General features: G+C 38.8%; 23 protein-coding genes. 20 read left to right on the top strand and 3 right to left on the bottom strand.

The window, feature by feature from the left end:
- The first annotated feature begins 184 nt into the window (after positions 1-184).
- From recA to GH754_RS03155, 3 genes are all read left to right on the top strand, one after another.
- On the top strand, positions 185-1,222 hold the full coding sequence (gene recA, locus GH754_RS03165) for a recombinase RecA (protein WP_323741826.1): 1,038 nt from the start codon (positions 185-187) through the stop codon (positions 1,220-1,222).
- A 203-nt stretch (positions 1,223-1,425) separates the two neighbouring features.
- Positions 1,426-2,991, top strand: a complete 1,566-nt coding sequence (gene rny, locus GH754_RS03160) for a ribonuclease Y (RefSeq protein ID WP_153727290.1) — start codon at positions 1,426-1,428, stop codon at positions 2,989-2,991.
- A gap of 170 nt (positions 2,992-3,161) precedes the next feature.
- Positions 3,162-3,959: a TIGR00282 family metallophosphoesterase gene (locus GH754_RS03155; protein ID WP_153727289.1), complete on the top strand. Its 798-nt coding sequence runs from the start codon at positions 3,162-3,164 to the stop codon at positions 3,957-3,959.
- A 42-nt stretch (positions 3,960-4,001) separates the two neighbouring features.
- Here the strand turns inward: GH754_RS03155 and GH754_RS19775 are convergent, their stop codons facing one another.
- Positions 4,002-4,136 carry a hypothetical protein gene (locus GH754_RS19775; RefSeq protein WP_267206649.1) on the bottom strand — a complete coding sequence of 45 codons (135 nt, stop codon included), beginning with the start codon at positions 4,134-4,136 and terminating at the stop codon, positions 4,002-4,004.
- Between the two features lie 599 nt (positions 4,137-4,735).
- Here GH754_RS19775 and spoVS point away from each other — a divergent pair.
- From spoVS to GH754_RS03135, 4 genes are all read left to right on the top strand, one after another.
- Positions 4,736-4,996 (top strand): stage V sporulation protein SpoVS, encoded by a 261-nt coding sequence (spoVS, locus tag GH754_RS03150; protein ID WP_044157499.1) that lies wholly within the window; start codon positions 4,736-4,738, stop codon positions 4,994-4,996.
- 97 nt (positions 4,997-5,093) lie between these two features.
- On the top strand, positions 5,094-6,014 hold the full coding sequence (locus tag GH754_RS03145) for a dipeptidase (RefSeq protein WP_153727288.1): 921 nt from the start codon (positions 5,094-5,096) through the stop codon (positions 6,012-6,014).
- Between the two features lie 127 nt (positions 6,015-6,141).
- Positions 6,142-7,905, top strand: coding sequence for a 2-oxoacid:acceptor oxidoreductase subunit alpha (locus tag GH754_RS03140; RefSeq protein ID WP_153727287.1), 1,764 nt, complete (start codon positions 6,142-6,144; stop codon positions 7,903-7,905).
- Positions 7,892-8,758 (top strand): 2-oxoacid:ferredoxin oxidoreductase subunit beta, encoded by an 867-nt coding sequence (locus GH754_RS03135; protein WP_153727286.1) that lies wholly within the window; start codon positions 7,892-7,894, stop codon positions 8,756-8,758. Before GH754_RS03140 ends, GH754_RS03135 begins: the two co-directional genes overlap by 14 nt.
- A 376-nt stretch (positions 8,759-9,134) precedes the next feature.
- Here GH754_RS03135 and GH754_RS03130 read toward each other — a convergent pair whose 3' ends face one another.
- Positions 9,135-10,040 carry a TIGR01777 family oxidoreductase gene (locus tag GH754_RS03130; RefSeq protein ID WP_153727285.1) on the bottom strand — a complete coding sequence of 302 codons (906 nt, stop codon included), beginning with the start codon at positions 10,038-10,040 and terminating at the stop codon, positions 9,135-9,137.
- A 33-nt stretch (positions 10,041-10,073) separates the two neighbouring features.
- Here GH754_RS03130 and GH754_RS03125 point away from each other — a divergent pair, with 33 nt between their 5' ends.
- The 13 genes from GH754_RS03125 (at position 10,074) to glnA (ending at position 25,459) form a co-directional block, all read left to right on the top strand.
- Complete coding sequence (locus tag GH754_RS03125; RefSeq protein ID WP_153727284.1) at positions 10,074-10,472, top strand: thiol-disulfide oxidoreductase DCC family protein; 399 nt, start codon at positions 10,074-10,076, stop codon at positions 10,470-10,472.
- 109 nt (positions 10,473-10,581) lie between these two features.
- Positions 10,582-12,156, top strand: a complete 1,575-nt coding sequence (gene miaB / locus GH754_RS03120) for a tRNA (N6-isopentenyl adenosine(37)-C2)-methylthiotransferase MiaB (RefSeq protein WP_153727283.1) — start codon at positions 10,582-10,584, stop codon at positions 12,154-12,156.
- Between the two features lies 1 nt (position 12,157).
- A complete protein-coding gene (locus GH754_RS03115; RefSeq protein WP_153727282.1) occupies positions 12,158-12,586 on the top strand; it encodes a RicAFT regulatory complex protein RicA family protein in 429 nt (142 codons plus the stop codon).
- A 214-nt stretch (positions 12,587-12,800) separates the two neighbouring features.
- Positions 12,801-13,370, top strand: a complete 570-nt coding sequence (gene cotE / locus GH754_RS03110) for an outer spore coat protein CotE (protein WP_153727281.1) — start codon at positions 12,801-12,803, stop codon at positions 13,368-13,370.
- A gap of 401 nt (positions 13,371-13,771) precedes the next feature.
- A complete protein-coding gene (gene mutS, locus GH754_RS03105; protein ID WP_153727280.1) occupies positions 13,772-16,345 on the top strand; it encodes a DNA mismatch repair protein MutS in 2,574 nt (857 codons plus the stop codon).
- Between the two features lie 18 nt (positions 16,346-16,363).
- Positions 16,364-18,214: a DNA mismatch repair endonuclease MutL gene (mutL, locus tag GH754_RS03100; RefSeq protein ID WP_153727279.1), complete on the top strand. Its 1,851-nt coding sequence runs from the start codon at positions 16,364-16,366 to the stop codon at positions 18,212-18,214.
- Positions 18,215-18,479: 265 nt separating this feature from the next.
- Positions 18,480-19,406: a tRNA (adenosine(37)-N6)-dimethylallyltransferase MiaA gene (gene miaA, locus GH754_RS03095; protein ID WP_153727278.1), complete on the top strand. Its 927-nt coding sequence runs from the start codon at positions 18,480-18,482 to the stop codon at positions 19,404-19,406.
- Between the two features lie 46 nt (positions 19,407-19,452).
- Positions 19,453-19,677, top strand: coding sequence for an RNA chaperone Hfq (gene hfq / locus GH754_RS03090; protein WP_153727277.1), 225 nt, complete (start codon positions 19,453-19,455; stop codon positions 19,675-19,677).
- Between the two features lie 333 nt (positions 19,678-20,010).
- Positions 20,011-20,949, top strand: coding sequence for an AAA family ATPase (locus GH754_RS03085; RefSeq protein ID WP_153727276.1), 939 nt, complete (start codon positions 20,011-20,013; stop codon positions 20,947-20,949).
- A gap of 12 nt (positions 20,950-20,961) precedes the next feature.
- A complete protein-coding gene (gene hflX / locus GH754_RS03080; RefSeq protein WP_153727275.1) occupies positions 20,962-22,209 on the top strand; it encodes a GTPase HflX in 1,248 nt (415 codons plus the stop codon).
- Positions 22,210-22,213: 4 nt separating this feature from the next.
- Positions 22,214-23,479: a methionine gamma-lyase family protein gene (locus GH754_RS03075; RefSeq protein WP_153727274.1), complete on the top strand. Its 1,266-nt coding sequence runs from the start codon at positions 22,214-22,216 to the stop codon at positions 23,477-23,479.
- Between the two features lie 117 nt (positions 23,480-23,596).
- Positions 23,597-24,001, top strand: coding sequence for a MerR family transcriptional regulator (locus GH754_RS03070; RefSeq protein ID WP_153727273.1), 405 nt, complete (start codon positions 23,597-23,599; stop codon positions 23,999-24,001).
- A gap of 120 nt (positions 24,002-24,121) precedes the next feature.
- Complete coding sequence (glnA, locus tag GH754_RS03065) at positions 24,122-25,459, top strand: type I glutamate--ammonia ligase (RefSeq protein WP_153727272.1); 1,338 nt, start codon at positions 24,122-24,124, stop codon at positions 25,457-25,459.
- 63 nt (positions 25,460-25,522) lie between these two features.
- Here glnA and lexA read toward each other — a convergent pair whose 3' ends face one another.
- On the bottom strand, positions 25,523-26,149 hold the full coding sequence (lexA, locus tag GH754_RS03060; RefSeq protein WP_153727271.1) for a transcriptional repressor LexA: 627 nt from the start codon (positions 26,147-26,149) through the stop codon (positions 25,523-25,525).
- Positions 26,150-26,258 lie beyond the last annotated feature (109 nt).

Genomic DNA, 26,258 nt, shown 5'->3' with positions numbered 1-26,258 from the left:
AAAGTTAAATTTGTAATTTCATAACTTAAAATATGCTATAATTTATGTTTACTTAGTAGAAAAATTGATTTTCGATAGATGTTTTTCTTGAAATTAACAGAACGTTTATTCGGTTTTTTGTTGGCAAATACGACAAAAAAGGTTATGATAGTACTAATGATAGATTGCTAAAGGAGGAAAAACTGTGAGTGAACGTAAGCAGGCGCTTGATATGGCGCTTAGACAGATAGAAAAACAATTTGGTAAGGGTTCGATTATGAAACTTGGTGAACAGGCAGAACAGCGAGTATCTACTGTTTCAAGTGGATCCCTAGCATTAGATATTGCTTTAGGAGTAGGGGGATATCCAAGAGGTCGTGTTATTGAGATTTACGGACCAGAATCCTCTGGTAAAACAACAGTTGCCCTACATGCTATTGCAGAAGCACAACGAAATGGTGGCCAAGCAGCATTTATTGATGCCGAGCACGCACTAGATCCTGTTTATGCTCGGAAATTAGGTGTGAATATTGAAGAATTACTTTTATCACAGCCTGATACTGGTGAGCAAGCGCTAGAAATTGCTGAAGCATTAGTTAGAAGTGGAGCAATCGATACGATTGTTGTTGACTCTGTCGCCGCTCTTGTACCTAAAGCAGAAATCGAAGGGGAAATGGGAGATGCTCACGTCGGTTTACAAGCAAGATTAATGTCACAAGCCCTACGTAAGCTATCAGGTGCGATTAATAAGTCAAAAACCACAGCCATATTTATTAACCAAATTCGTGAAAAAGTTGGGGTTATGTTCGGTAATCCAGAAACAACACCGGGTGGACGTGCACTAAAGTTCTATTCCTCAGTTCGATTAGAAGTTAGAAGAGCTGAAACCTTAAAGCAAGGTAATGAAATGATTGGTAACAGAACGAAAATTAAAATTGTGAAAAATAAAGTAGCACCACCATTCAAAACTGCAGAAGTAGATATTATGTATGGAGAAGGAATTTCTAAAGAGGGAGAGATACTTGATATTGGTTCCTCTCTAGATATCATTCAAAAGAGCGGCTCATGGTACTCGTATAATGACGAAAAACTCGGACAGGGTCGAGAAAACGCGAAACAATTCTTAAGTGAAAATGAAGATGTTGCAACAACTGTCAATGCAGCAATCCGTAATTATCATAATCTGGATGAAGTTAAAGAAGAGAAATCGTCTGATGAAACACAAGAAATGTTAGATGTTTAAGTTATAAGAGGACTGTCCACAAGGGATAGTCCTTTTTTATGACTTCTGTCCTTGACAATAAAAATGGTCAAGCTTAAAATTAATATGTATAATTTTATTTTTTTATTTCAACAAATTTTGCAAAGATGATTTTTTCAAAATGAAAATTGTACAATGCCGACTGGAATTTAGTACGAGCATTACAGCAAGAGGAGGTGAACGAAATGGATGGTATAGTCACCCTAATCATCTCCGCTTTGCTAGCCTTGATTGTCGGTTTGTTTGTTGGTTATTTAATTCGCAAGTCTATTGCGGAAGCGAAAATTTCAAGTGCTGAGGACTTGGCAAAACAAATTGTCGAAGAAGGTCGGAGGAATGCCGAAGCAGCAAAACGTGAAGCGCTAATAGAAGCAAAGGATGAGAATCATCGTTTACGTCAGGACACTGAAAATGAGCTTCGTGACAGACGTTTAGAAGTTCAAAAACAAGAAAACCGTCTTTTACAAAGAGAAGAAAATCTAGATAAAAAGACGGAAGCGTTAGATAAACGCGAGCTCATGTTAGAACGAAAAGATGACTCACTTGCTGAAAAACAACAACAAATAAAAGAAATGGAAAGCAAAGTGGATGAGTTGGTGAAAGAACAGCAAGCTGAGCTTGAACGCGTTTCCGGATACACTTCTGATCAAGCGAAACAAATTATTTTAGAGCGTGTTGAGAAGGAAATTAATCACGAAAAGGCCATGAAAGTAAAAGAAGCTGAAAATCGTGCAAAAGAGGAAGCAGATAAGAAAGCGAAACAAATCTTATCACTTGCTATGCAAAGATGTGCAGCAGACCATGTGGCAGAAACAACCGTATCTGTAGTGAACTTACCTAATGATGAAATGAAGGGCCGTATAATCGGTAGAGAAGGTCGAAATATTCGTGCCTTAGAAACACTGACCGGAATTGATTTGATTATAGATGATACGCCGGAAGCAGTCATTCTTTCTGGATTTGATCCAATAAGAAGAGAAACTGCTCGATTAGCTCTAGAAAAACTAGTGCAAGATGGCCGTATACATCCAGCACGAATAGAGGAAATGGTCGAAAAATCCCGTCGCGAAATTGACGATTATATTCGTGAGGTTGGTGAAGAAGCTACATTCGAGGTTGGTGTACATGGTTTACATCCAGACTTAGTCAAAATTTTAGGTCGTCTAAAATATCGTACAAGTTATGGTCAAAATGTGTTGAAGCATTCTATGGAAGTCGCGTATTTAGCAGGCTTGTTAGCAGCTGAACTAGGTGAAGATGAGCGTTTAGCACGGCGCGCAGGACTACTTCATGATATCGGAAAGGCAATTGACCATGAGGTAGAAGGTAGTCACGTAGAAATTGGTAAAGAGCTAGCACAGAAATATAAGGAGCATCCAGTTGTAATTAATGCAATTGCTTCCCATCACGGTGATGAAGAAGCTACATCCATCATTTCTGTATTAGTAGCTGCCGCAGACGCCTTATCTGCTGCTCGTCCTGGTGCACGTAGTGAGACGTTGGAAAACTACATTAAACGCTTAGAAAAACTTGAGGAAATTTCTGATTCATATGAAGGTGTCGATAAATCATATGCTATTCAAGCGGGTCGTGAAGTGAGAATCATGGTTCGTCCTGATGCAATTGGTGATGATGAATCACTTATGCTAGCACGTGATATTCGAAAACGAATTGAGGATGAATTGGATTATCCAGGACATATTAAAGTTACCGTTATTCGGGAAACAAGAGCAGTCGAATATGCAAAATAAGCGATCTTACGAGATCGCTTATTTTTTTGGCTCTAAAATATATATGAATGACAAGAAACAATGACTGGAAAAATAGCAATATCTAATTGCTGCTTTGACAAGAACCTACATATGTGTGAAACTGATTTTAGTAAACCATAGAAAAGCAAACAGATAGTGAGGACATGAAGATGAAAATTTTATTTATTGGTGATGTTGTTGGATCACCAGGTAGAAATATTTTGAAGGAAAATTTACCTCATTTAAAAACCAAATACCGTCCAGATGTCACGATTGTGAATGGCGAAAATGCAGCTCATGGAAAAGGTATTACCGAAAAAATATATCGTAATTTTAAAGAATGGGGAGCCAATGTGATAACATTAGGCAACCATGCTTGGGATAAGAAAGAAATTTTTGAATTTATTGATGATGTGGACGACATGATTAGACCGGCTAATTTCCCTGTAGACACACCAGGTATTGGGATGGCCTTTCATAAGGTAGGACAGAAGGAAATTGCCGTCATTAATGCACAGGGACGTACGTTTCTTCCACCTATTGATGACCCATTTCGTGTAGTTGACGAGCTTGTAAATGAAGCAAAGGCAAGGACCCCTTATGTTTTTGTGGATTTCCATGCTGAAGCCACAAGTGAAAAACAAGCAATGGGCTGGTTCCTAGATGGGAGAGTTGGCGGAGTTGTGGGAACACATACTCATGTTCAAACCGCTGATCAGCGAATATTGCCTAATGGGACTGCTTACATAACTGACGTCGGAATGACAGGACCCTATGATGGAATCTTAGGAGTAGAGAAAGAAGCAGTCTTACGAAGATTCCAGACAGCATTACCAGTTCGATTTGAGGTACCTTCAGACGGAAGAACTCAACTGAGTGGGGTTTGTATAGAACTAAATAAAGACACAGGTATGGCTAAGAAAATTGAACGAATTTTAATTAACGATGATCACCCATTTTTTCACTAAAAATGGGTGATTATACAAGTTTCTTATAAAAAATTATTTCTTTCATAAAGGCTGTATTCGTTTTTCTTTGTAGTAGATAGAAAAGGCGACATAGTTAGATTCTTTATTATCGCTTAAGTCGTTCTGATGAACATTGAGTGCATGCATATCGTTCCGGCAGAATACTCCGCTTTCCATGGGCGCGGCCTCAGCCTCCTCGGAAGCCCAGACCACTTCTGCGGGGTCTTCACCACGCTTCCTCCCATAGGAGTCTCCGTATTCTGCCTCCACTATTGGAGTGTTTTGATGAGGGCATGGTTAAAAAGCTTTTGATAACCAATACTTCAGCACTAAATAAACGAATGAGGCACTGCTTATAGCGGAGGAAATACACGGAGACTCCTGGTCAGTTAAAAACGGCCACGTCTAGTGGCAGAGCACCGACACTTAAACGTCCTGTTCTTCGTGGGAGCAAAGAGACAGGTGAGACCCCGGAGCGAGGGTTTTGCATTCATCATATTGAAAAAGAAGTCATCCTAACGTTAAGTCGCAGTTTATATCTTTTAAGTCAAAAACACCATTCTCACAAAAAAGGGTATTTATAAAAAATCTATAGTTAACCACAAAAACACTCGTTTTGGGATTTGTTGTGGAATCGGAAAAGAAAATGACACAAAAAATTGTTTAATAATATTTGAATTTTTCAGAAAAATCATTCATAATAAAAAGGAATATCTTAACTAATAGTGAATATAGTATTTATGGAAGAATAATAGTTAAATAAGGAGGAACTAGTAATGGAAATATTAAAAGTTTCAGCAAAATCAAATCCTAACTCTGTAGCAGGTGCCCTAGCAAACGTTTTACGTGAGCGGGGATCAGCTGAAATTCAAGCAATTGGTGCGGGTGCATTAAACCAAGCGGTGAAAGCGGTTGCGATTGCAAGAGGATTTGTGGCTCCAAGTGGTGTAGACCTTATTTGTATTCCAGCCTTTACGGACATCATGATTGATAACGAGGAGCGTACAGCAATCAAATTGATTGTTGAACCTAGATAAATAAATCTAACCTGTTTGCGTGGCGGGCAAACAGGTTTTTATTTTAATATCTAGGAATCTAATAAACCTATTAATAACTTCTAGGAGGCACTAATACATGATTATCGATGCACATTGTGACGTACTATATCAGCTCTGGAAAAATCCTGAGTGGTCTTTTGAACATAGCCCTGAATTACGAATCAATTTAGAACGCTGGTTAGAAAATGATGTAAAGGTTCAATGCTTTGCCATATTTGTACCAGATGATGTACCAGCAGATTTACAATTTCATGCAGCTCTTCAAATGGTTGATATCTTTTATGACCAAGTACTTAAGTCACATCCAAATGTAAAAATGGTACGGAGCAGACAGGATATTGAACTTTTGAAAGAAAATGAAAAAGGGGCCATGCTAACCCTAGAGGGCTGCCATCCAATAGGTCATGACATCATTAAGCTAAAAACATTGATTCACCTAGGCGTAAAAGCTGTTGGATTAACATGGAATAATAGTAATGGAGTGTGTGACGGGATAGGAGAAGAGCGAGGGGCAGGACTTTCACAATTTGGAAGAGAAGTCATTGAGTTATTCAATACATACGAGATTTTAACGGATGTTTCTCATCTTTCTTATCAAGGATTTTGGGATGTGATGGAAACAGCTAAATACCCTATAGCTAGCCATTCTAATAGTTATAAGCTTTGTTCTCATAAACGAAATCTAGATGATAAACAATTAAAGGCTCTCATTTCAAAACAAGCATTTGTAGGCGTTACCTTTGTCCCGGAATTTTTAACTGGACATAAAAATGCTGACACAAAAGATGTGATGAACCATATCGAAAAAATATACCGTCTAGGTGGAGAAAATAGTGTAGGTTTAGGGTCAGATTTTGACGGAACAGCAGGATTTGTAAAGGGTTTGGAGAATTATTCTAAATATAATGCTTTTGTTCAGGAATTAAAAACCCGCTTCTCAACTGAGTTTGTACAAAAATTGACCCATCAAAATTTTTTGAATAATCTACCAACCTAGTTAGAATGAAGCATTATGCTTTTTCTATTATATCTATAAGCCATTACAGGGTTATAGACATACAGAATACGACCTCATTAAATGAGGCCGTGTTCTGTAACAATATACTAAGGGGGTGTCTCAAAGAATGGTCAATCAACTTTCATGGAAAGTAGGAGGACAACAAGGAGAAGGAATTGAAATCACAGGAGAAATTTTCGCTACAGCTATGAATCATTTAGGGTACTATCTATATGGGTACCGACATTTTTCATCTCGAATTAAAGGAGGGCATACGAATAACAAAATACGCGTATCCACTACACCAGTACGATCGATACAGGATGACTTAGATATTTTAGTAGCTTTTGACCAAGAAACCATTGATGTAAACTTTCATGAGCTACAGGATGAAGGAATCGTTCTTGCGGATGCTAAATTTAAACCGACGATACCTGAAGGAACTAATGTAATCTTATATGCTGTTCCTTTCACAGATATAGCACGTGAGCTCGGAAGCTCGCTGATGAAAAATATGGTAGCCGTTGGAGCATCTAGTGCTATTTTAGATTTGGAAACAGACAATTACTTTGGAATTGTAGAGCAAATCTTTGGGCGCAAAGGATCAAAAGTAGTTGAAAATAATATGAGAGCAATTGAAAAAGGTGCTGACTTCATCAAATCGGAAGCCAATGGCACACCGTCTAAACTAAAAATGGAACCAGCTGATGGTACCAAACGAATGTATCTCATTGGTAATGATGCCATATCACTTGGTTTTTTGGCTGGGGGATGCCGTTTTATGGCAGCATACCCAATCACACCAGCTTCAGAAATTATGGAATTTATGATAAAGCATCTACCAGGTTACGGTGGAACTGTTATACAAACAGAGGATGAGATGGCGGCCGCAACCATGGCTATTGGTGCTAATTATGGTGGTGTTCGCGCGATTACAGCCTCAGCAGGACCAGGGCTTTCCTTAATGATGGAATCAATCGGGTTAGCTGGGATGACCGAAACACCACTCGTAGTTGTTGATACTCAGCGAGGGGGTCCAAGTACCGGATTACCTACCAAACAAGAACAGTCAGATTTAATGGCGATGATTTATGGAACACACGGAGAGATTCCGAAAGTTGTGATCGCACCAAGTACAGTTGAAGAAGGATTTTATGATGCTGTAGAAGCGCTAAACATAGCAGAGGAATACCAATGTCCTGTTATTTTACTTTCAGATTTACAATTATCATTAGGTAAGCAGACAGTGGATACATTAGACTTTGACCGTGTTGAAGTTAGAAGAGGAAACCTAGAACTAGAGCCTGATTTACCTAAGTTGGGTAAAGGGGAGTATTTTAAGCGCTATGAAGTTACAGAGTCAGGCATTTCCCCACGACTATTACCAGGTACGAAAAATGGTGTTTTCCATGTAACAGGGGTTGAGCACGACGAAACCGGAAAGCCATCCGAAAAAGCTGATAATCGTAAAAAACAAATGGATAAACGACTACGCAAATTAAAAGACCTACCAAAATACTTTCCAACACCAGTCGCAACAAATGCAAAGCATGATACTCCAGATCTACTATTTATAGGATATATTTCTACTCGAGGCGTGATTGAGGAAACGATGTCACGACTAGAGAATGAGGGTATAAAAGTTAATCATGCACATTTACGACTCATACATCCATTCCCTACAGAAGAAGTAAAACCACTCATCGAAAAAGCCAAAAAAGTAATTGTAGTTGAACACAATGCAACCGCACAATTAGCCAATATCATTAAGATGAATGTTGGTCATGCTGATAAAATTTCAAGCATTTTAAAGTATGATGGAACACCTTTCTTACCGAACGAAATTTATCAAGACTGTATGCAGGAGGTGATGCTACATGGCAACAGTTAAAGACTTTCGAAACAATGTAAAGCCTAACTGGTGTCCTGGATGCGGGGATTTCTCCGTGCAAGCATCCATTCAAAGAGCAGCCGCCAACCTTGGCTTAGAACCAGATGACCTAGCACTGATATCTGGTATTGGTTGTTCAGGACGGATATCGGGATATGTGAATGCTTATGGCTTTCATGGTATTCATGGACGGGTTTTACCAATTGCCCAGGGAGTTAAAATGGCGAATCGTGATTTAACAGTAATTGCTGCCGGGGGTGATGGGGATGGCCTTGCAATCGGCATGGGGCATACCATCCATGCGATTAGAAGAAACATCGACATTACTTACATTATAATGGATAACCAAATCTATGGATTAACGAAGGGGCAAACGTCACCTAGAAGTCAGGAAGGATTTGTAACCAAAAGTACTCCAGAAGGTTCAATCGAATCATCTGTCAATCTGATGGAAATGGCTTTATCCTCCGGTGCTACTTTTGTGGCCCAAAGCTTTTCTAGTGACATTAAAGATTTAACCTCTATCATTGAGCAGGGTGTAAATCATAAAGGTTTCTCCTTGATCAATGTATTCAGTCCTTGCGTAACGTATAATAAGGTGAATACGTATGAATGGTTCAAAGAAAATCTAGTTAAGGTGTCCTCCATTGAAGATTATGATCCGAGTGACAGAGGTTTGGCGATGAAAACCTTAATGGATCATGATAGTTTGGTGACAGGCTTGATTTATCAGGATAAAGAAAAGAAATCCTACCAGGAGATGGTCAAAGGCTATCGAGAAGTGCCGCTAAAGGATTCCGAATTAGGAATGGAAAGAGAGAAGTTTGATCAACTCGTTTCAGAATTTATGTAATGGGAAATTTCCTGGGAAAGCGCAAAATACGAGGTAAATAGCGCAAATCTTCAAATTTACGACAAGGCTATACATGATCATAGCTTGCAATTAGTAGATGGATTAGAAAAAGTTGACTCTAGCTAGTTGGAGTCAACTTTTTTGTATGCTATTTGACTAATATTTTATTGAGTGCAAGGTGCTGGACGGCGTTTAGCATAATCAGGGTCATCTTTAGCAAATTTCGCTTGGTATTTAGCATATGCGAGGCAGGCTTTAGCTGCTTGCTATGTAACTTTAGCTAAAAACCCAATCTTCAGCATTACCGAGAGAAACTTCAGTATTTTAATTGTGATTTTTAGTATTTGAATTACCCAGCCCTAGCCAACACCGCATCCTAACGTAAAATACTCTTCAATGCCTGATCACAATGTGGGTATGTAAACGAATACCCTTGATCTACCGCTTTTTTTGGAATCACCTTTTGTCCTTCAGATAGAAACTCACTCATTTCCCCAAAAATGGTTCGTAACATAATCGTTGGAACTGGGAACCAATGAGGTCTGTTTAACGCGTTTCCAATTTGTCTCCCTAATTCATTCATTTGTACTGGATTCGGGGCAGTAAAGTTTATTGGGCCTTTTATACTTTGGTTATGGATTGCAAATTGAAACAACTCTACAAGGTCATGGATATGAATCCATGATACCCATTGCTCCCCAGAAGCCACTTTACCACCAATGAACAGGCGATAGGGCATGGTCATTTTTGGTAATGCTCCTCCTTGGTTACTTAGTACAACGCCTATTCTGGCTAAAACCGTTCTAACACCTAATGATTCAGCCTGCAATGCTTCGTTTTCCCAAATCTCACATACTTGAGAAGGAAAACTATTACGTAAAGATACGGATTCCTCTGTGAAAGTATCAGTGTTTGAGTTACCATAAACCCCTACAGCTGATGCGTTAATAAGGACACTTGGTTTTGGATTAAAATCTTTTAGCAGTTGAAAAATGTGTTGAGTGGTTATTTTTCGACTATTAATAATTTCATCCTTTTTCTTCTGTGTCCATCTTCCTTTATTTAAAGGATCACCTGAGAGGTTTATGGCCGCATCAATAGTGGGAAGTTGTTGCGGGATATTGTCATCTTGACTAAGCCATGTGATATAGTGAACGTATGGAGATTGACTACTCATGTTAGCTTTACGTGTTAGGATATAAACATGATGTCCTTTTTGAATAAGTGATTGTGTGAGATTTTGTCCAATGAATCCGGTTCCACCGGCGACTAAAATATTCAACATCTAAACTCCTTTCTAAATGGGGGGATTGAAATGAAGAAGGATATTTTGATTGTTTTTTATGATGGTTGGTGCCCCTTATGTCAAAGAGCCAAGCAAAACATCCAAAAGCTTGATCGACGAGGGCAGATTCTTTTTTACTCTATACGCGAGCCTACAGTGTTCAGAGAATATCATTTGGATGGTCTTCATGTAGAGGAACGAATTTATAGTATTCGTAAGCGTGATGGGAGTTCATTTTCTGGTATATATACGATTGTAGAAATTGCCAAACGAATACCAAGGTATAGAGTATTTGTCCCATTATTATCTATGTCCATTGTACTTGGTTTTGGACAAAAAGTGTATGATTGGATTGCATCAAAACGAGAAATTGTTCCGATTGGTCAATGTACGGAGGATGGATGTCCTGTACATTTTGATCAGAAGTGAACGAAAAATTGTGACAAAACCATGAACGAAGGGTAAATCTGATTTTCTTTTTTCGTCTGTCCCTGCTATAATGATACAGTTAGAGAGTATATGAGGAAGGAGTTTCGATATGAACGAGCAGCAACGTAAAGAGATGAATCAAATTCGTCAAGGAAATCCATCGGACGTAAAATCCGACCAGGAAAACCTCGAACGTTTAAAAAGCAAATCATCTGATGATTTCGTAAAGTACTTTGAAACAACGTATGAACCACCCAATATAAACAAAGCAAGAAAGCGTGGAAAGCAAGAAGTTCAATATCATGAAGATTTTTCAATTCCTGATAACGTAAAGGGTATTGGAGAAGGAAAGAAATTTTTAATCCGGACATATGGTTGCCAGATGAATGAACATGACACTGAGGTTATGTCTGGTATATTAACTGAACTAGGCTATGAGGCAACAACAGAAACCACAGAAGCAGATATTATTCTTTTGAATACTTGCGCCATTCGTGAAAACGCTGAGAACAAAGTGTTCGGGGAATTGGGTCACTTAAAACCATTAAAGCAGGAAAAGCCTGAGCTTATTCTTGGTGTGTGTGGTTGTATGTCCCAAGAGGAATCTGTGGTGAATAAGATTTTACAAAAGCATCACCATGTCGATTTAATTTTCGGAACTCATAACATCCACCGTCTACCACAGCTTGTACAAGAGGCGATGTTTGGCAAGGAAATGGTTGTGGAGGTTTGGTCTAAAGAGGGAGATATCATTGAAAATCTTCCAAAAGCTCGTTTAGGCAAAACCAAAGCTTGGGTGAACATTATGTATGGTTGTGACAAATTCTGTACATATTGTATTGTTCCAATGACTCGTGGTAAGGAACGTTCTAGACGTCCTGAGGATATTATTCAAGAGGTCAGACATTTAGCTGCTCAGGGCTATCAAGAGGTTACATTACTAGGTCAAAACGTAAATGCCTACGGAAAAGACCTTGAAGATATGGAATATGGCTTGGGTGATTTAATGGATGAAATTCGTAAAATTGATATTCCAAGAGTCCGTTTTACAACCTCCCATCCAAGAGACTTCGATGACCGTCTAATTGAAGTATTAGCTAAGGGTGGAAACCTTATGCCATATATCCATTTACCTGTTCAATCCGGAAGCTCCCAGGTTCTTAAGCTCATGAACCGTAAATATACTCGGGAAAGCTATCTAGAGCTTGTTCGTAAAATTAAAGAGGCGATTCCACACGCTGCTTTAACTACGGACATTATAGTTGGTTTCCCAAATGAAACGGATGAACAATTTGAAGAAACGATGACGCTTTATGAGGAAGTAGGTTTTGAAGGTGCCTATACGTTTATTTATTCCCCGCGTGAAGGTACACCTGCTGCCAAAAAAGAGGATAACGTACCTATGGAAGTGAAAAAAGAACGTCTATATCGTCTAAACGAACGAGTGAATCAATATTCTAGAGAAGCCTTGAAAAAATATCAGGATCAAGTTGTAGAGGTCTTAGTTGAAGGCGAAAGTAAAAACAACCCTGATATTCTAGCAGGTTACACACCAGAGCAAAAGCTAGTAAACTTCAGAGGTCCTAAATCAGCCATTGGTAAAATTGTTAAGGTAAAAGTTACAAAGACAAAAAGCTGGACACTTGATGGAGAAATGATAGAAGAAGCGGCAGAGGTGAGATAATATGGCAGAATATACTAGAAAACAAGTTGTAGATGAAGCAAATAAACTAGCGAATATGCTAGCTAATATTGAAGAGATTGATCGTTTTAAGCAAATTGAAGAGAAATTAAATAATAACGAGCGTGTTCAGAGTTTAATTAGACGAATTAAGGCGATGCAAAAACAAGCTGTTAACCTTCAGCATTATGGCAAGAAGGAAGCGCAAGAAAAAGCGGAAAAAGAATTGGATCGCATGCAAGCGGAATTGGATGAAATTCCAATTGTAGCTGAATTTAAAGAAATCCAAGTGACCATTAATGACATCCTACAAATGATTTCAGGTACGATTGCACGTGAAGTAACCAATGAAATCATCCGCTCGACAGGTGGAGATGTCCTTACTGGGCAAACTAAGGCTCAGAAAGAGAATGACCAATCCTGTCACCACTAATTCAAATGTTAGCAGGGCTGTCCTTGACAAGGGCAGCTTTTTTATAGGGTTGCTTTCTTCACTTGTTCCATACACACAATGATATCCGTCTGCATAAGCTTTTATTAGACAGATAACTAGTTTTTAAAAAAGAAGAGAATTCCAAGATATGTTGCACTTCGGGCGGATGTCTTGAATAAAATGTCATGGAATCAATTTGAAGGAGGTAAGCTATATGTCATTGCTTGGCAAAGAAAAGCGGCAAATTATTACAAAAGCTGTTATCGGGAAAGGTAAAAGATTTACAGAAGCATCACATACTATTTCACCACATCATAGTCCATCCAGTATATTAGGGTGCTGGGTTATTAATCATCATTATAAAGCAAGAAAACGAGGAGATTTTGTAGAGGTTTCCGGCTCTTACGATATTAATGTATGGTATTCCTTTAATGATAATACGAAGACAGAGGTCGTAACAGATAAAGTAACATACTCAGAAAGAATTCCGTTAGCGATAAAGGATGATAACTGCATTACCGATGATCTAGAAGTAATCGCTCGAGCTACTCAACAACCAAACTGCTTAGAATGCAAAATTAATGATTCTGGCAATAAAATTTTAGTAGAGGTTGAAAAGGAATTTATCGTAGAGGTTATTGGAGAAACAAAGGTTGTTGTAAAATTAGATCCTCATGGATATGTGGAAACGGATGACGACTTTGATTACGATGAATTGGAAGCTGAACTTGCTGATGTGAACCCAGATGTTTCTTCTTCCTCTGATGGTGAAAGTGACAGATAGTACTGGTGACCTGGCTAACTAAGCCAGGTTTTTCTTTTTGGAAGGCTTTTTCGTATAAGTTATTGGTTTTTATACTGTGCAGTAGATAGAAACTGCGACATAACTCTAGCGTGTTCCAACTCTTTAAGATGAGTGTATAAACCGTCGCTACGGAAATACACTTCGCTTTCCGCGGGCGAGCGGTGAGCCTCCTCGCTGCGCTCCGGGGTCACTCAATATTATTCAGAACGAATCAAGCAACACTAAAGAGTCTAACTATGTCGCAGTTTATATCTTTAAAGTCATAAACAACTTAGAAAAGAGCATTTCGGAAAAAAGCAATACCTTTTCAAGAATAGACAGGAAATGTGATATAATAACAAGATGAGACAAGAAACCTATAATCCGTTGGGGGAAGTAGTATGGCGCAGTATACACCAATGATGAAGCAGTATTTACAAATCAAAGAACAATATAAGGATTCTTTTTTATTTTTTCGTTTAGGAGACTTTTACGAAATGTTCTTTGATGATGCCTTACAAGCATCAAAGGAACTCGAAATTACATTAACAAGTCGAGATGGTGGCGATGAACGGATTCCCATGTGTGGAATACCTTATCACTCGGCTGCCAATTATATAAAAAACTTAATTGAAAAAGGCTACAAAGTGGCGATATGTGAACAGGTTGAAGATCCAAAACAAGCAAAAGGCGTTGTCAAAAGAGAAGTCATCCAAGTGATTACCCCTGGGACCGTTATGGAGGACGAGTTGCTAGATGATAAAGAGAATAATTATATTGCCTCCTTAACACCATTTTCTGATACAGAATACGTTATTGCTTATAATGATTTATCCACTGGTGAAAACAGTGTCGCGAAGATTGAAGAACAATTTGATTCGGTGTTAAGTGAACTATTTAATCGCCCCGTAAAAGAGATTGTCGTACCACCTGATTTCAATGAGCAATTGAAGGAAGCTTTACAACAAAGACTTTTTATGACTGTTTCTGTTGAAGACAATACTGATATACCTGAAGAATATATGAATCTAGTTGACAATTTAAAAGAGGACAAGTTAATTTCTGGATTCGGAAGGTTATTTCAATACTTGGCCCGGACTCAAAAAAGAGCTTTAACCCACCTGCAAAAGGTTCAATATATCGAACTAAAACAATATATGAATTTAGATATGTATTCGAAACGAAACCTTGAGCTAACGGAAACAATTCGGAAACAAGGAAAGCAGGGCTCCCTCCTTTGGGTATTAGATAAGACCGTCACAGCCATGGGGGCACGTATGTTAAAGAAATGGATTGATCGCCCTCTTTTATCCGTTGACGACATCAGTAGACGCCATGGGCAAGTGGAAGGGTTAATTGAACAGTATTTTGAACGGGAAGCATTACGAGATGCTTTGCAAGAAGTGTATGATTTAGAACGTCTGTCTGGGCGTGTGGCATTTGGTAATGTCAATGCCCGTGATTTAATTCAACTCAAGAAGTCACTGAAGCAAATACCTGAAATTAAGGATTTACTATCTCAGTTTGAACAAAAGGATTTAAAGGGATTGGCGTCCCAACTTAATCCTTTAACAGAGTTAACGAATCTTTTAGAAAAAAGCATCGCTGATGATCCATCATTATCGATAAAAGAAGGTGGAATCATCAAAGATGGCTTTCACCACTTGCTGGATCAATACCGCTCCGCATCTCGAAATGGGAAGCAATGGATTGCCGAATTAGAGCAAAAGGAAAAAGAGGCAAGCGGCATTAAGTCCTTAAAAATAGGTTATAACAAAGTGTTTGGGTACTATATAGAAGTGACAAAAGCCAACCTCCACTTAATTCCGGAGGGGCGCTATGAACGAAAGCAAACCTTAAGTAATGCAGAGCGTTACATTACACCTGAGCTTAAGGAAAAGGAATCTCTTATCTTAGAATCTGAAGATAAAAGTGTTGAGCTAGAATATGAGATCTTTATCGATATCCGTGAGCAAGTAAAGGGATATATAACAGAACTACAGCACCTTGCAGACCAAATCAGTCAGTTAGACGTATTGCAAAGCTTTGCCATTGTTAGTGACGAAAATCAATATATAAAACCGTCCTTTACGGAAAGTCGCAAATTACTTATTGAGAATGGTCGCCATCCCGTAGTCGAGAAGGTAATGAAAAATGAGATGTTCGTTCCAAATGATATTAGGATGGACGAAAACAGCGAAATTCTTCTTATTACAGGTCCGAATATGGCTGGTAAAAGTACGTATATGAGACAGTTAGCCTTAACAGTCATAATGGGGCAGATTGGATGTTTTGTTCCTTGTGATTCAGCAGAACTCCCTGTCTTTGACCAAATATTCACGAGAATTGGTGCCGCTGATGACCTCGTAGCAGGACAATCTACTTTTATGGTAGAAATGCTAGAGGCCAAGCATGCTTTAACAAAAGCGACTGAAAATAGCTTGATTTTACTCGATGAAATAGGGCGTGGGACAAGCACCTATGATGGAATGTCCTTAGCTCAGGCCATCGTAGAATATATTCATGAAAGTATTCATGCTAAAACCTTATTTTCAACACATTATCATGAACTAACTTCCTTAGATGATTCATTAACAAGGTTAAAAAATGTTCATGTAAAGGCAGAAGAGCATGAGGGGAAGGTTGTTTTTCTTCATAAAATTCAAGATGGTGCGGCTGACGAAAGCTATGGAATTCATGTAGCAAAGCTAGCAGAGCTGCCAGAGGAATTGATTGAGAGGGCTTATGATATTTTGCATCAATTTGAAGAAACAAGTGGCTCTAATTCGCTCCCTAAGGTAGAAGAGAAGCAGCTTGATTTCTTCCAAGCTGAACCAGAGCCAGTGGAACAAAAGCCTAAAGTTAACACTAGTGAAGAAAAGGTTGTAAAAGAATTAAAAACTCTGAACCTACTAAACATGACACCAATGGAAGCGATGAACACTCTTTTTTCCATACAGCAAAAACTAAAATAACACGGAGGAGGCAAAAGGATGGGGAACATTCGACTCATGCCTGATCATCTCGCAAATAAAATAGCGGCGGGGGAAGTTGTCGAAAGGCCTTCCTCCGTTATAAAAGAGTTGGTTGAAAACAGCATCGACGCGAACAGCTCTTGGGTCAAGGTTGAATTAGAAGAAGCGGGATTATCTACCATCAAAATAGCAGACGATGGGGATGGGATGACGGAAGATGACTGCGAACGAGCTTTTTTTCGTCATGCCACAAGTAAGATATCATCAGAGGGAGATTTATTTCGGGTTCACACATTGGGTTTCCGCGGGGAGGCACTTGCCAGTATAGCTGCTGTTAGTCGCTTAACGATGCGCACGTCAACAGGTGAACAAGCAGGCAACCATCTCATCCTTGAAGGTGGTAAGCTCATTTCAAATGAAAGGAGTGACGCCAGAAAAGGTACTGAAATTGTCGTGAAAGATCTCTTTTTTAATACACCTGCTCGGTTAAAATACATGAAGACCATACACACCGAACTTGGACATATTACCGATGTGTTAAATCGTATGGCTTTGTCCTATCCTAAAATCCGTTTTGAATGCATTCATAATGGGAAGCGACTCTTTTATACATCTGGTCGAGGTGATCAGCGCCAAGTTATCAGTCAAATCTACGGAATGCAAACCGCTAAAAAGATGTTGCCCATACAACATGAGACGCTAGATTTTGAAATTACCGGATTTATTGCCCGACCGGAAATTACGAGAGCCAATCGCCAGTACATGTCAACGATTGTGAATGGACGATATATTCGGAACCATATGTTAAATAAGGCCATTTTGAGAGGTTATCATACTTTATTGCCCATTGGAAGGTACCCATTAGTCGTACTTAATATTGAAATGGATCCGTATTTAGTGGACGTAAATGTTCATCCAGCCAAATTAGAGGTAAGGTTTAGTAAGGAAAAGGAATTGTTTGAGGCGATTGAGCGAGCTGTGAAAAATGTGTTCAAACAACAAACCTTGATTCCCGAGATTAAACAGGATAAACCGAAGAAGGAGAAGTCTGAACAAGGGTCGTTTTCGTTACAATATAATCACCAGGAATCAGATAATCAGGTTAATCAGATTCCGTGGGAAAAACTAATGGGTTCCCATTCAGAAAGCCAATCCATTTTTAATCCTGAACCTATCAAAGATCCAACCCCTTCTTATCCGGAACCGACGTTTTCAGAACCTGATTTCGAGGATAGCGATGAGGAAATAGAGGCAGAGACGATAGAATCTGTAAAAGAAGAAAAGGATCGAGTTCCTGTATTATATCCTGTCGGTCAGGCTCATGGCACCTATATTATTGCTCAAAATGATCAAGGGCTTTATCTAATAGACCAACATGCGGCACAGGAGAGAATTAAATACGAATTTTATCGGGAAAAAGTAGGGGCTGTTCCAGAAGAGCTCCAACAGCTACTCGTTCCTTTAACATTCGAGTTCTCGAAACAGGAATCGATATTTATTCAAGCCCATCAAGAGGACTTGAAAACTGTGGGGCTATTTTTTGAACCATTTGGCGAGCATACTTATATCATCCGTTCTCATCCACAATGGTTTCCTAAGGGAGAAGAAGAGGAAATCATACGTGACATGGTTGACCAAGTCCTCGAAAATCAGAAGGTGGATATCAAGAAACTACGGGAAGATGCTGCCATATTAATGTCCTGTAAGAGGTCAATTAAAGCCAACCATCATTTAAATTATGATGACATGTTTCGATTACTTGAAGATCTACGACAATGTCAGGATCCGTTCACATGTCCGCATGGCAGACCAATTATTATCTTTTTCTCGGAATATGAATTAGAGAAGATGTTCAAACGAGTAATGTAAACAAAACTTTTTAATAGACCGGCTCATGTTCATAAGAATGTGCCGGTCTATTTTATGGTAGTAAACAATATTGATTCGATTCACTTATTTTCATTTGTGGGTGACTATGATATGGTACAATTATAATGTCTAAGATTCTCTAACTTTCCACATGTTGGATAATAGGTGGTAAAATTTGCATATGTAGTCATTTCATGTATAATAAGGAAAGATGATTACCAATTATTGTATACATAATTCTTGACTTGGTTTCGGGGGAAAATGAATGAAAAAAACAGTCATCGCAGTCGTTGGGCCAACAGCTGTTGGGAAAACTAAACTAAGTGTAGAATTGGCTAAGAAGTTTGATGGAGAAGTCATTAGTGGAGATTCCATGCAAATCTATAAAGGGTTAAACATAGGTACGGCCAAGGTTACACATGAAGAAATGCAGGGAATTCCCCATTATATGATTGATATTAAAGAGCCTTTTGAAAGCTTTTCAGCAGCGGAATTCAAGGAAAATGTGCAACACTACATTGATACCATACACGAACGTAATCATTTACCGATTATAGCTGGTGGAACAGGTTTTTACATACAATCGACATTATATAACTTTAACTTTTCTAGTGAGAAAAGGGATGAAAATTTCGAAAAACAAATGCTAGCGAAGATTACTGAAAAAGGTATAGAGCCCTACTTTGAAAAATTAAAAGAGGTTGATCGTGAACAGGCAAAAGTAATTCACCCAAATAATATTAGGAGAGTCATACGAGCGCTACAAATTTACGAAAAAACAGGCTTAACAAAATCTGAATTGCAAAAACAGCAGGTAGATCAATCCCCATATAAACCAATACTAATTGGGCTAGACATGGAAAGGGAGGAATTATATAAAAGAATCAATCAACGTGTTGATCAAATGATGCAGGAAGGTCTTTTGGAAGAAGTGAAAGCATTGTTTAAAACTGGGCTAAAGGATGCCCAGTGCATGCAGGGGATTGGCTATAAAGAATTTATCCCTTATTTTGAAGGGGATGTCAGCCTTGAAGAGGCAATCGAAACATTGAAACGTAATTCAAGGCGATATGCCAAACGCCAGTATACATACTTTCGTAACAAATTAGATGTACGTTGGTATTCCATTTCTGAATCGACAGTAGATGAGACATTTTCACTAATTTTTCACGATTTAGAAGGAATGCTTTAAAAAATCACGAACTATTATAGTATAGATAAATAGAGGAGGAAGTTTCATGGCTCAATCTGTGAATATCCAAGATCAATTTTTAAATCAAATTCGAAAAGAGCGTGTTCCGGTTACAGTCTTTTTAACGAACGGATTCCAATTGAAGGGAACTGTGAGATCTTTTGATAATTTCACTGTCCTTCTAGAGGTAGATGGTAAGCAGCAGCTTATTTTCAAGCATGCGATTTCAACATTCGCACCGACAAAAGCCGTTAATTTGGAAAAAGAATAAGCTAAAAACAACGGATGCTTCTGGCATCCGTTTTATTGTGGGTTAGGAAATTATAAAATTGTGCCCGTGGATAAGTTTACTCTCATAAAAACCACGTCCAGCTCCAGCGCCTACCCCCTCGAGATCATAAGCTAATCCGATCGGGGCAAAAAACACCACGTCAGGGCTTGTCCTATGCCTGCCTTAGGCTGACCACTAAGGAAAGCTCCTTAGTGTATTCATTGCAGAAACAAGTTGTTTTCTTGTTTCGAAGGCGCTTGCGCTTTAGTTCTCGATGGGCATTTGTCACAAATTCCCCTTGTTTTACGTATAGTAAACGTAGATAAGGGGTGAATGAAATTGAATTTACAAGCAAAGCGTAAAGGGCAAATCAATATTGTTTTACATGATCAAAATAACGCTGTTCAACCCAAGGATTATCACCATTTTGCCAATCGCCAATCCGACCATCTATTTCAATTTATTGATCAGGCCTTTGCTTCCTATATAGGTATGGAAAAATTGAAAAGTACGATTAAAGAAATATATGCAAACGTAGTCGTAAACCGTAAAAGAGAAGAAGCAGGCTTGAAGACGGAACACCAAATGCTTCATATGCTCTTCAAAGGAAACCCCGGTACAGGAAAGACTTCGATTGCACGCGAGATTGCGAAGCTTTTTTATCAAATGAATATCCTCTCTAAGGGGCATTTCATTGAGGCAGAACGTGCAGATCTCGTTGGGGAATATATAGGTCATACCGCCCAAAAAACAAGGGATTTAATTAAAAAAGCTCTTGGTGGAGTGTTGTTTATTGATGAAGCGTATTCCTTGGGAAGGGGTGGCGAAAAGGATTTTGGAAAAGAGGCCATTGATACGCTTGTGAAACATATGGAGGACTATCATCAGGATTTTGTCCTTATTTTAGCAGGCTATCCAGATGAAATGGATCACTTCCTTTACTTGAATCCTGGCTTGAAATCAAGATTTCCAATTGTAGTGGAATTTCGAGATTATAGTGTTGATGAATTATTAGATATTGCGCACATTATAACTGAGCGTAAACAATACGAATTAACAAAATCAGCAGCAGATAAATTAAGATATCATTTAATACATGTACAAAAAAATCAGCACACCAATTTTTCAAATGGTAGATATGTGAGAAATAAGGTGGAGGAAGCGATTCGAAGGCAAGCTCTTCGCCTTGTTGCAACAGATAAATATGGTGCAAAGGATTTAGTTTCGATTAAACCTGAAGATTTCGTACTAAAAGATGATTCGTTTTCGTAAAGGAGTTTATATATGGACCGTAGAGAAAGAGTCTTACTTATTGCCTGTCAAATCAAAGGAGAAAATGAAGACCGCTTTTATACCTCTCTTGAAGAACTTAAACAGCTGACGAAAACCGCAAACGGAAAAGTGGTAGATGTTGTCGTTCAAAAAAGAGATCGTATCCATCGTGCTTACTATATTGGAGAGGGAAAGCTGAATGAGATAAAGGCACAGCTTGAGCATGAGCAATTTGATCTTGTAATATTAAATGATGAGGTTTCACCTGGGCAACTCAGGAATATCGCCAATCTCCTGGATGCCCGGGTGATTGATCGTACACAGCTAATTCTCGATATTTTTGCTGGACGAGCTAAAACTAGGGAAGGGAAGCTGCAGGTTGAGCTTGCTCAAATGCAATACCTTCTTCCAAGAATACATGGGCAAGGAACGGAAATGTCACGCTTAGGTGCGGGGATTGGAACAAGAGGTCCCGGTGAAACTAAACTAGAAACCGATCGCCGTCATATTCGTCGTCGCATTACAGAGATAAAGCATCAACTAGAAACCGTGGTGAATCAGCGAAACCAGTATCGAAAGCGACGAAAGGAAAACAAAGCTTTCCAAATTGCAATTGTTGGCTACACAAACGCTGGAAAATCAACCCTGTTTAATAAGCTGACAAACAGTGAATCCCTGGAGGAAAATCAATTATTTGCTACATTGGACCCACTCACGAGACAGGTGAAATTAGAAAATGGATTTCAAGCCATTATTACCGATACAGTTGGCTTCATCCAGGACTTACCGACAACCTTAGTCGCTGCTTTTCGTTCAACCCTGGAAGAAGTAACCGAGGCGGATTTTATCCTACATGTAGTCGATGGCTCAAATGAGGATTTTCCCCTACATGAGAAAACAGTTTATGAACTGATAGAAGAATTAGGAGCCGACCATTTACCAATGTTAACGGTTTATAATAAATCTGACCGCTTTCGAGCGGATTTTATTCCGAACTCCTATCCCTTTATTACGATGAGCGCTTTTGATTCAAAGGATATTCATAGGCTTCTCAAGAAAATTGAAGATGTTGTGAAAGGTGAGTGGAAGTACTACCAAATGACTTTGCCTGTTTATGATGGGAATTTACTTAACCGAATCAAAAATCATACCATTGTCGAATCCGAAACGTTCATACCCGAAACAGAGGACTTTACTTTAACGGGATATGTGGATCCGAATCATCCTATTTATCAACATTACATTAATAAGGAGCAATAAAATTATGTATCAAGAACAGCTAATGGACCTAGCAGAAAAGATTGAACAAACCATATTACCATACCAACAACGCGTGCAAAAAATTGTAGAACATAACCAGAGAAAGGTGTTAAAAGCCTTTCAAACCCATAAAGTTAGTGATAGCCACTTTAATCCAACTACAGGCTATGGCTATGATGATATGGGAAGAGAAGTGTTAGAACAAGTTTTTGCGGAGACCTTTGGAACAGAGGACGCCCTTGTGCGTCCCCAAATTATTTCGGGGACTCATGCCATTACCCTTTCCCTTTTTGGTGTCTTAAGGCCAGGAGATGAACTACTTTATATTACTGGTAAGCCCTATGATACGTTAGAAGGGGTTGTCGGAGGAGAAGGGGAAGGTTCTTTAAAGGATTTTCAGATTGGTTATCGCCATGTCGAATTAAAGGAAGATGGATCTGTAAATTTTGACCAAGTGAAAGCACAAATGAACAAACAAACAAAGGTTATTGGCATTCAACGCTCAAAGGGATATGATGATCGACCATCTTTTACCGTTGATGAAATTGAGAAGATGATTACCTATGTGAAGACCATTGACCCATCCTGTATTGTCTTCGTGGATAATTGCTATGGTGAATTTGTGGAGGAAAACGAACCAACTGATGTTGGAGCAGATTTAATGGCAGGGTCGTTAATTAAAAATCCGGGCGGTGGACTAGCAAAGACAGGTGGTTACATTGTGGGACGTGAGGATTTAGTTTACTTATGTGCTAACCGTTTATCAGCCCCGGGGCTTGGAAAAGAGGCAGGGGCATCTTTGTATAGTCTTCAGGAAATGTATCAGGGATTATTCATGGCCCCTCACATAACTGGCGAGGCCTTGAAGGGGGCAATATTCACGTCTTGTATTTTAGACCAATGTGGTTTTAATACGAATCCTTCTTATACGGAGAAACGAACAGATTTAATTCAATCTGTAATCTTTGCTGATCAAGATTCTATGGTTTCATTCTGTCAGGCGATTCAAAAGGCATCACCGATTAATTCACACGTGTTACCATATCCAAGCCCTATGCCTGGATATGACCACAATGTCATCATGGCCGCTGGAACCTTTATTCAAGGTGCGAGTATAGAGTTAACAGCTGATGGACCAATTAGACCCCCATATACAGCTTATGTACAGGGTGGATTAACCTATGAACATGTGAAAATAGCGGTTCTGTCTGCTTTAGAAAATTTGATGGAAAAAGGATTTAAAATCGAGTTTAATGCAACAAAAGAGTAGTTTAACGAAAACTACTCTTTTTTTTAAAAAACTCATGTTAACTTTCCTAACATGTGTTGACAGATATCTGAACAAAAGATATAATGTATTTAAATTAATGAATAGGAGGTATTCGAAATGAGTGATATGAATCGTCGCTCGACGCCTCTCTTTCCAATGAGTATCGTGACATCTTTGACAGAATTAACAGCTAGACAAATTCGATATTATGAAGAACATAAATTAATACATCCAGCTCGTACTAAAGGGAATCGTCGACTGTTTTCTTTTAACGATGTGGATCGTCTTCTTGAGATTAAGGAGTTAATCGAAAAAGGCGTAAATTTAGCAGGAATTAAAGAAATGCTTGCTATGAAGTCGCAAGCTAAGGACGAACCAAAACAACCACAAGCAGAAGTTGAAGTGAAACAATCTCTCAGTGACAAAGAACTACGAGAAATGCTCAGAAAAGAATTGTTTGATGCAGGGAGATTTAACAAGCCATCGTTAAGACAGGGAGAATTATCTCGATTCTTCCATTAAAGAAATCTCGCCTGATGGTGAACCAGTAAGGTGAAGCCATAGGTGTAGTGATACTCACACTATCAACTATTAAAACGAAAACGTTTTGGTAGTAATTATAATTAGGAGGAGAAAGAATTTATGGGATCAAAATTCACTAAAGAAGACATTTGGAAAACAGTTAAAGAAGAAAACGTGAAATTTATCAGACTACAGTTTACCGATTTACTAGGTACCATTAAGAATGTGGAAATTCCATTAAGTCAATTAGAGAAGGCACTTGACAATAAGATGATGTTTGATGGATCATCAATCGAAGGTTTCGTTCGAATTGAGGAATCAGATATGATGCTATATCCTGATCTTGACACATTTGTTGTCTTTCCATGGACATCAGAAAAAGGGAAGGTTGCTCGTTTTATCTGTGATATCTACAATCCTGATGGAACACCATTTGAAGGTTGTCCTAGATATAATCTGAAAAAGAACCTAAAGAAGATGGAAGAGCTAGGATTTAGTGCCTTCAATATCGGGACTGAGCCAGAATTTTTCTTATTTAAATTAGATGATTATGGTGAACCAAGCATGGAGCTTAACGATAAGGGTGGTTATTTCGACTTAGCGCCAACAGACCTCGGTGAAAACTGCCGTCGTGATATCGTGTTAGAACTAGAAGAAATGGGCTTTGAAATCGAAGCGTCTCACCATGAGGTGGCACCAGGCCAACACGAAATTGATTTCAAATATTCTGACGCCTTAAAGCATTGTGATGATATTCAAACTTTTAAGCTAGTTGTTAAAACAATTGCTCGTAAACATGGATTACACGCTACCTTTATGCCAAAACCACTATTCGGTGTGAATGGTTCTGGAATGCACGCGAACATGTCATTATTTAAAGATGGCGAAAATGCCTTTTTCGATCCAAAAGGTGATTTACAATTAAGTGAAACAGCTTATCAATTTATTGCTGGAATTATTCGTCACGCTACAAGCTTTACGGCAATCACAAATCCAACCGTAAACTCTTACAAGCGTCTAGTTCCGGGTTATGAGGCCCCAAGTTATGTAGCTTGGTCTGGAAAGAATAGAAGTCCATTAGTACGTATTCCTTCTTCTCGAGGCATTAGTACACGTATTGAGGTAAGAAGTGTGGATCCTTCTGCCAACCCATATCTTGGCATGTCAGTAATGTTGGCATCTGGATTAGATGGAGTAGAAAACAAACTAGAAGCTCCAGCACCTGTTAACCGTAACATTTATGTTATGGATAAAGAGGAGCGTATAAAAAATGGAGTAGAAGACTTACCAGCAACATTATATGATGCTGTTCAGTTACTTAAGAAGGATGAGATTCTTGTGAATGCTCTTGGAGAACACCTGTTCGAGCACTTTGTTGAAGCGAAAGAGATTGAATGGGATATGTTCCGTACACAGGTTCATCCTTGGGAACGCGAGCAGTATATTCAGACGTATTAATTTAATAAATGTAAAAATCCCTAACCGATATTGGTTAGGGATTTTTACTATTGTTTAATAGATTTAATAGATATCACGATACAAGCCTATTACTTTACCAAGAATCGTTACATCTCTAACGATAATCGGCTCCATGGTTGCATTTTCCGGTTGTAATCGGATATAATCCTTCTCTTTAAAAAAGCGTTTAACGGTTGCCTCTTCGTCCTCTGTCATCGCTACGATAATTTCTCCATTTTGAGCTGTTTGCTGCTTGCGGATAATGACACGGTCTCCATCTAGGATTCCGGCCTCTATCATACTTTCCCCTTGGACATTCAGTACAAATAGATCATCTTCAGAAATGGCTAAATGAGATGGTACAGGTACATATTCTTCAATATTTTCAATCGCGGTGATTGGCTCACCAGCGGTTACTTTACCAATTACAGGAGCGTATAAGGCTTCATCTCTTGGGATGGGCTCACCATCTTCCTCCAAGTTTAAAACTTCTATAGCTCTTGGTTTAGTAGGATCCCTTCGAATGAACCCTTTTTCTTCTAATCTAGATAAATGGCCATGTACGGTAGAGCTTGAGGCCAAACCAACCGCCTTTGCAATTTCTCTAACAGAAGGTGGATATCCTTTAACGGAGACTTCATTTTTTATGTATTCCAAGATTGCTTCTTGCCTTTTCGATAGCTTGGTCATATTTTTTCACCTCGTACATATATTGAAATTAATAGTATTATACCATGTCTTTTTGCAAGAAACAAACATTCGTTCGGGAAATCTGTTGACAGGAACGAATGTTCTGTTA

This window comes from Salinibacillus xinjiangensis (assembly GCF_009649735.1).
Taxonomy (GTDB): Bacteria; Bacillota; Bacilli; order Bacillales; family Alkalibacillaceae; genus Salinibacillus; species Salinibacillus xinjiangensis.
Note: the sequence above shows the minus strand (reverse complement) of the source record. Positions and strands in the feature narration are given on the sequence as shown.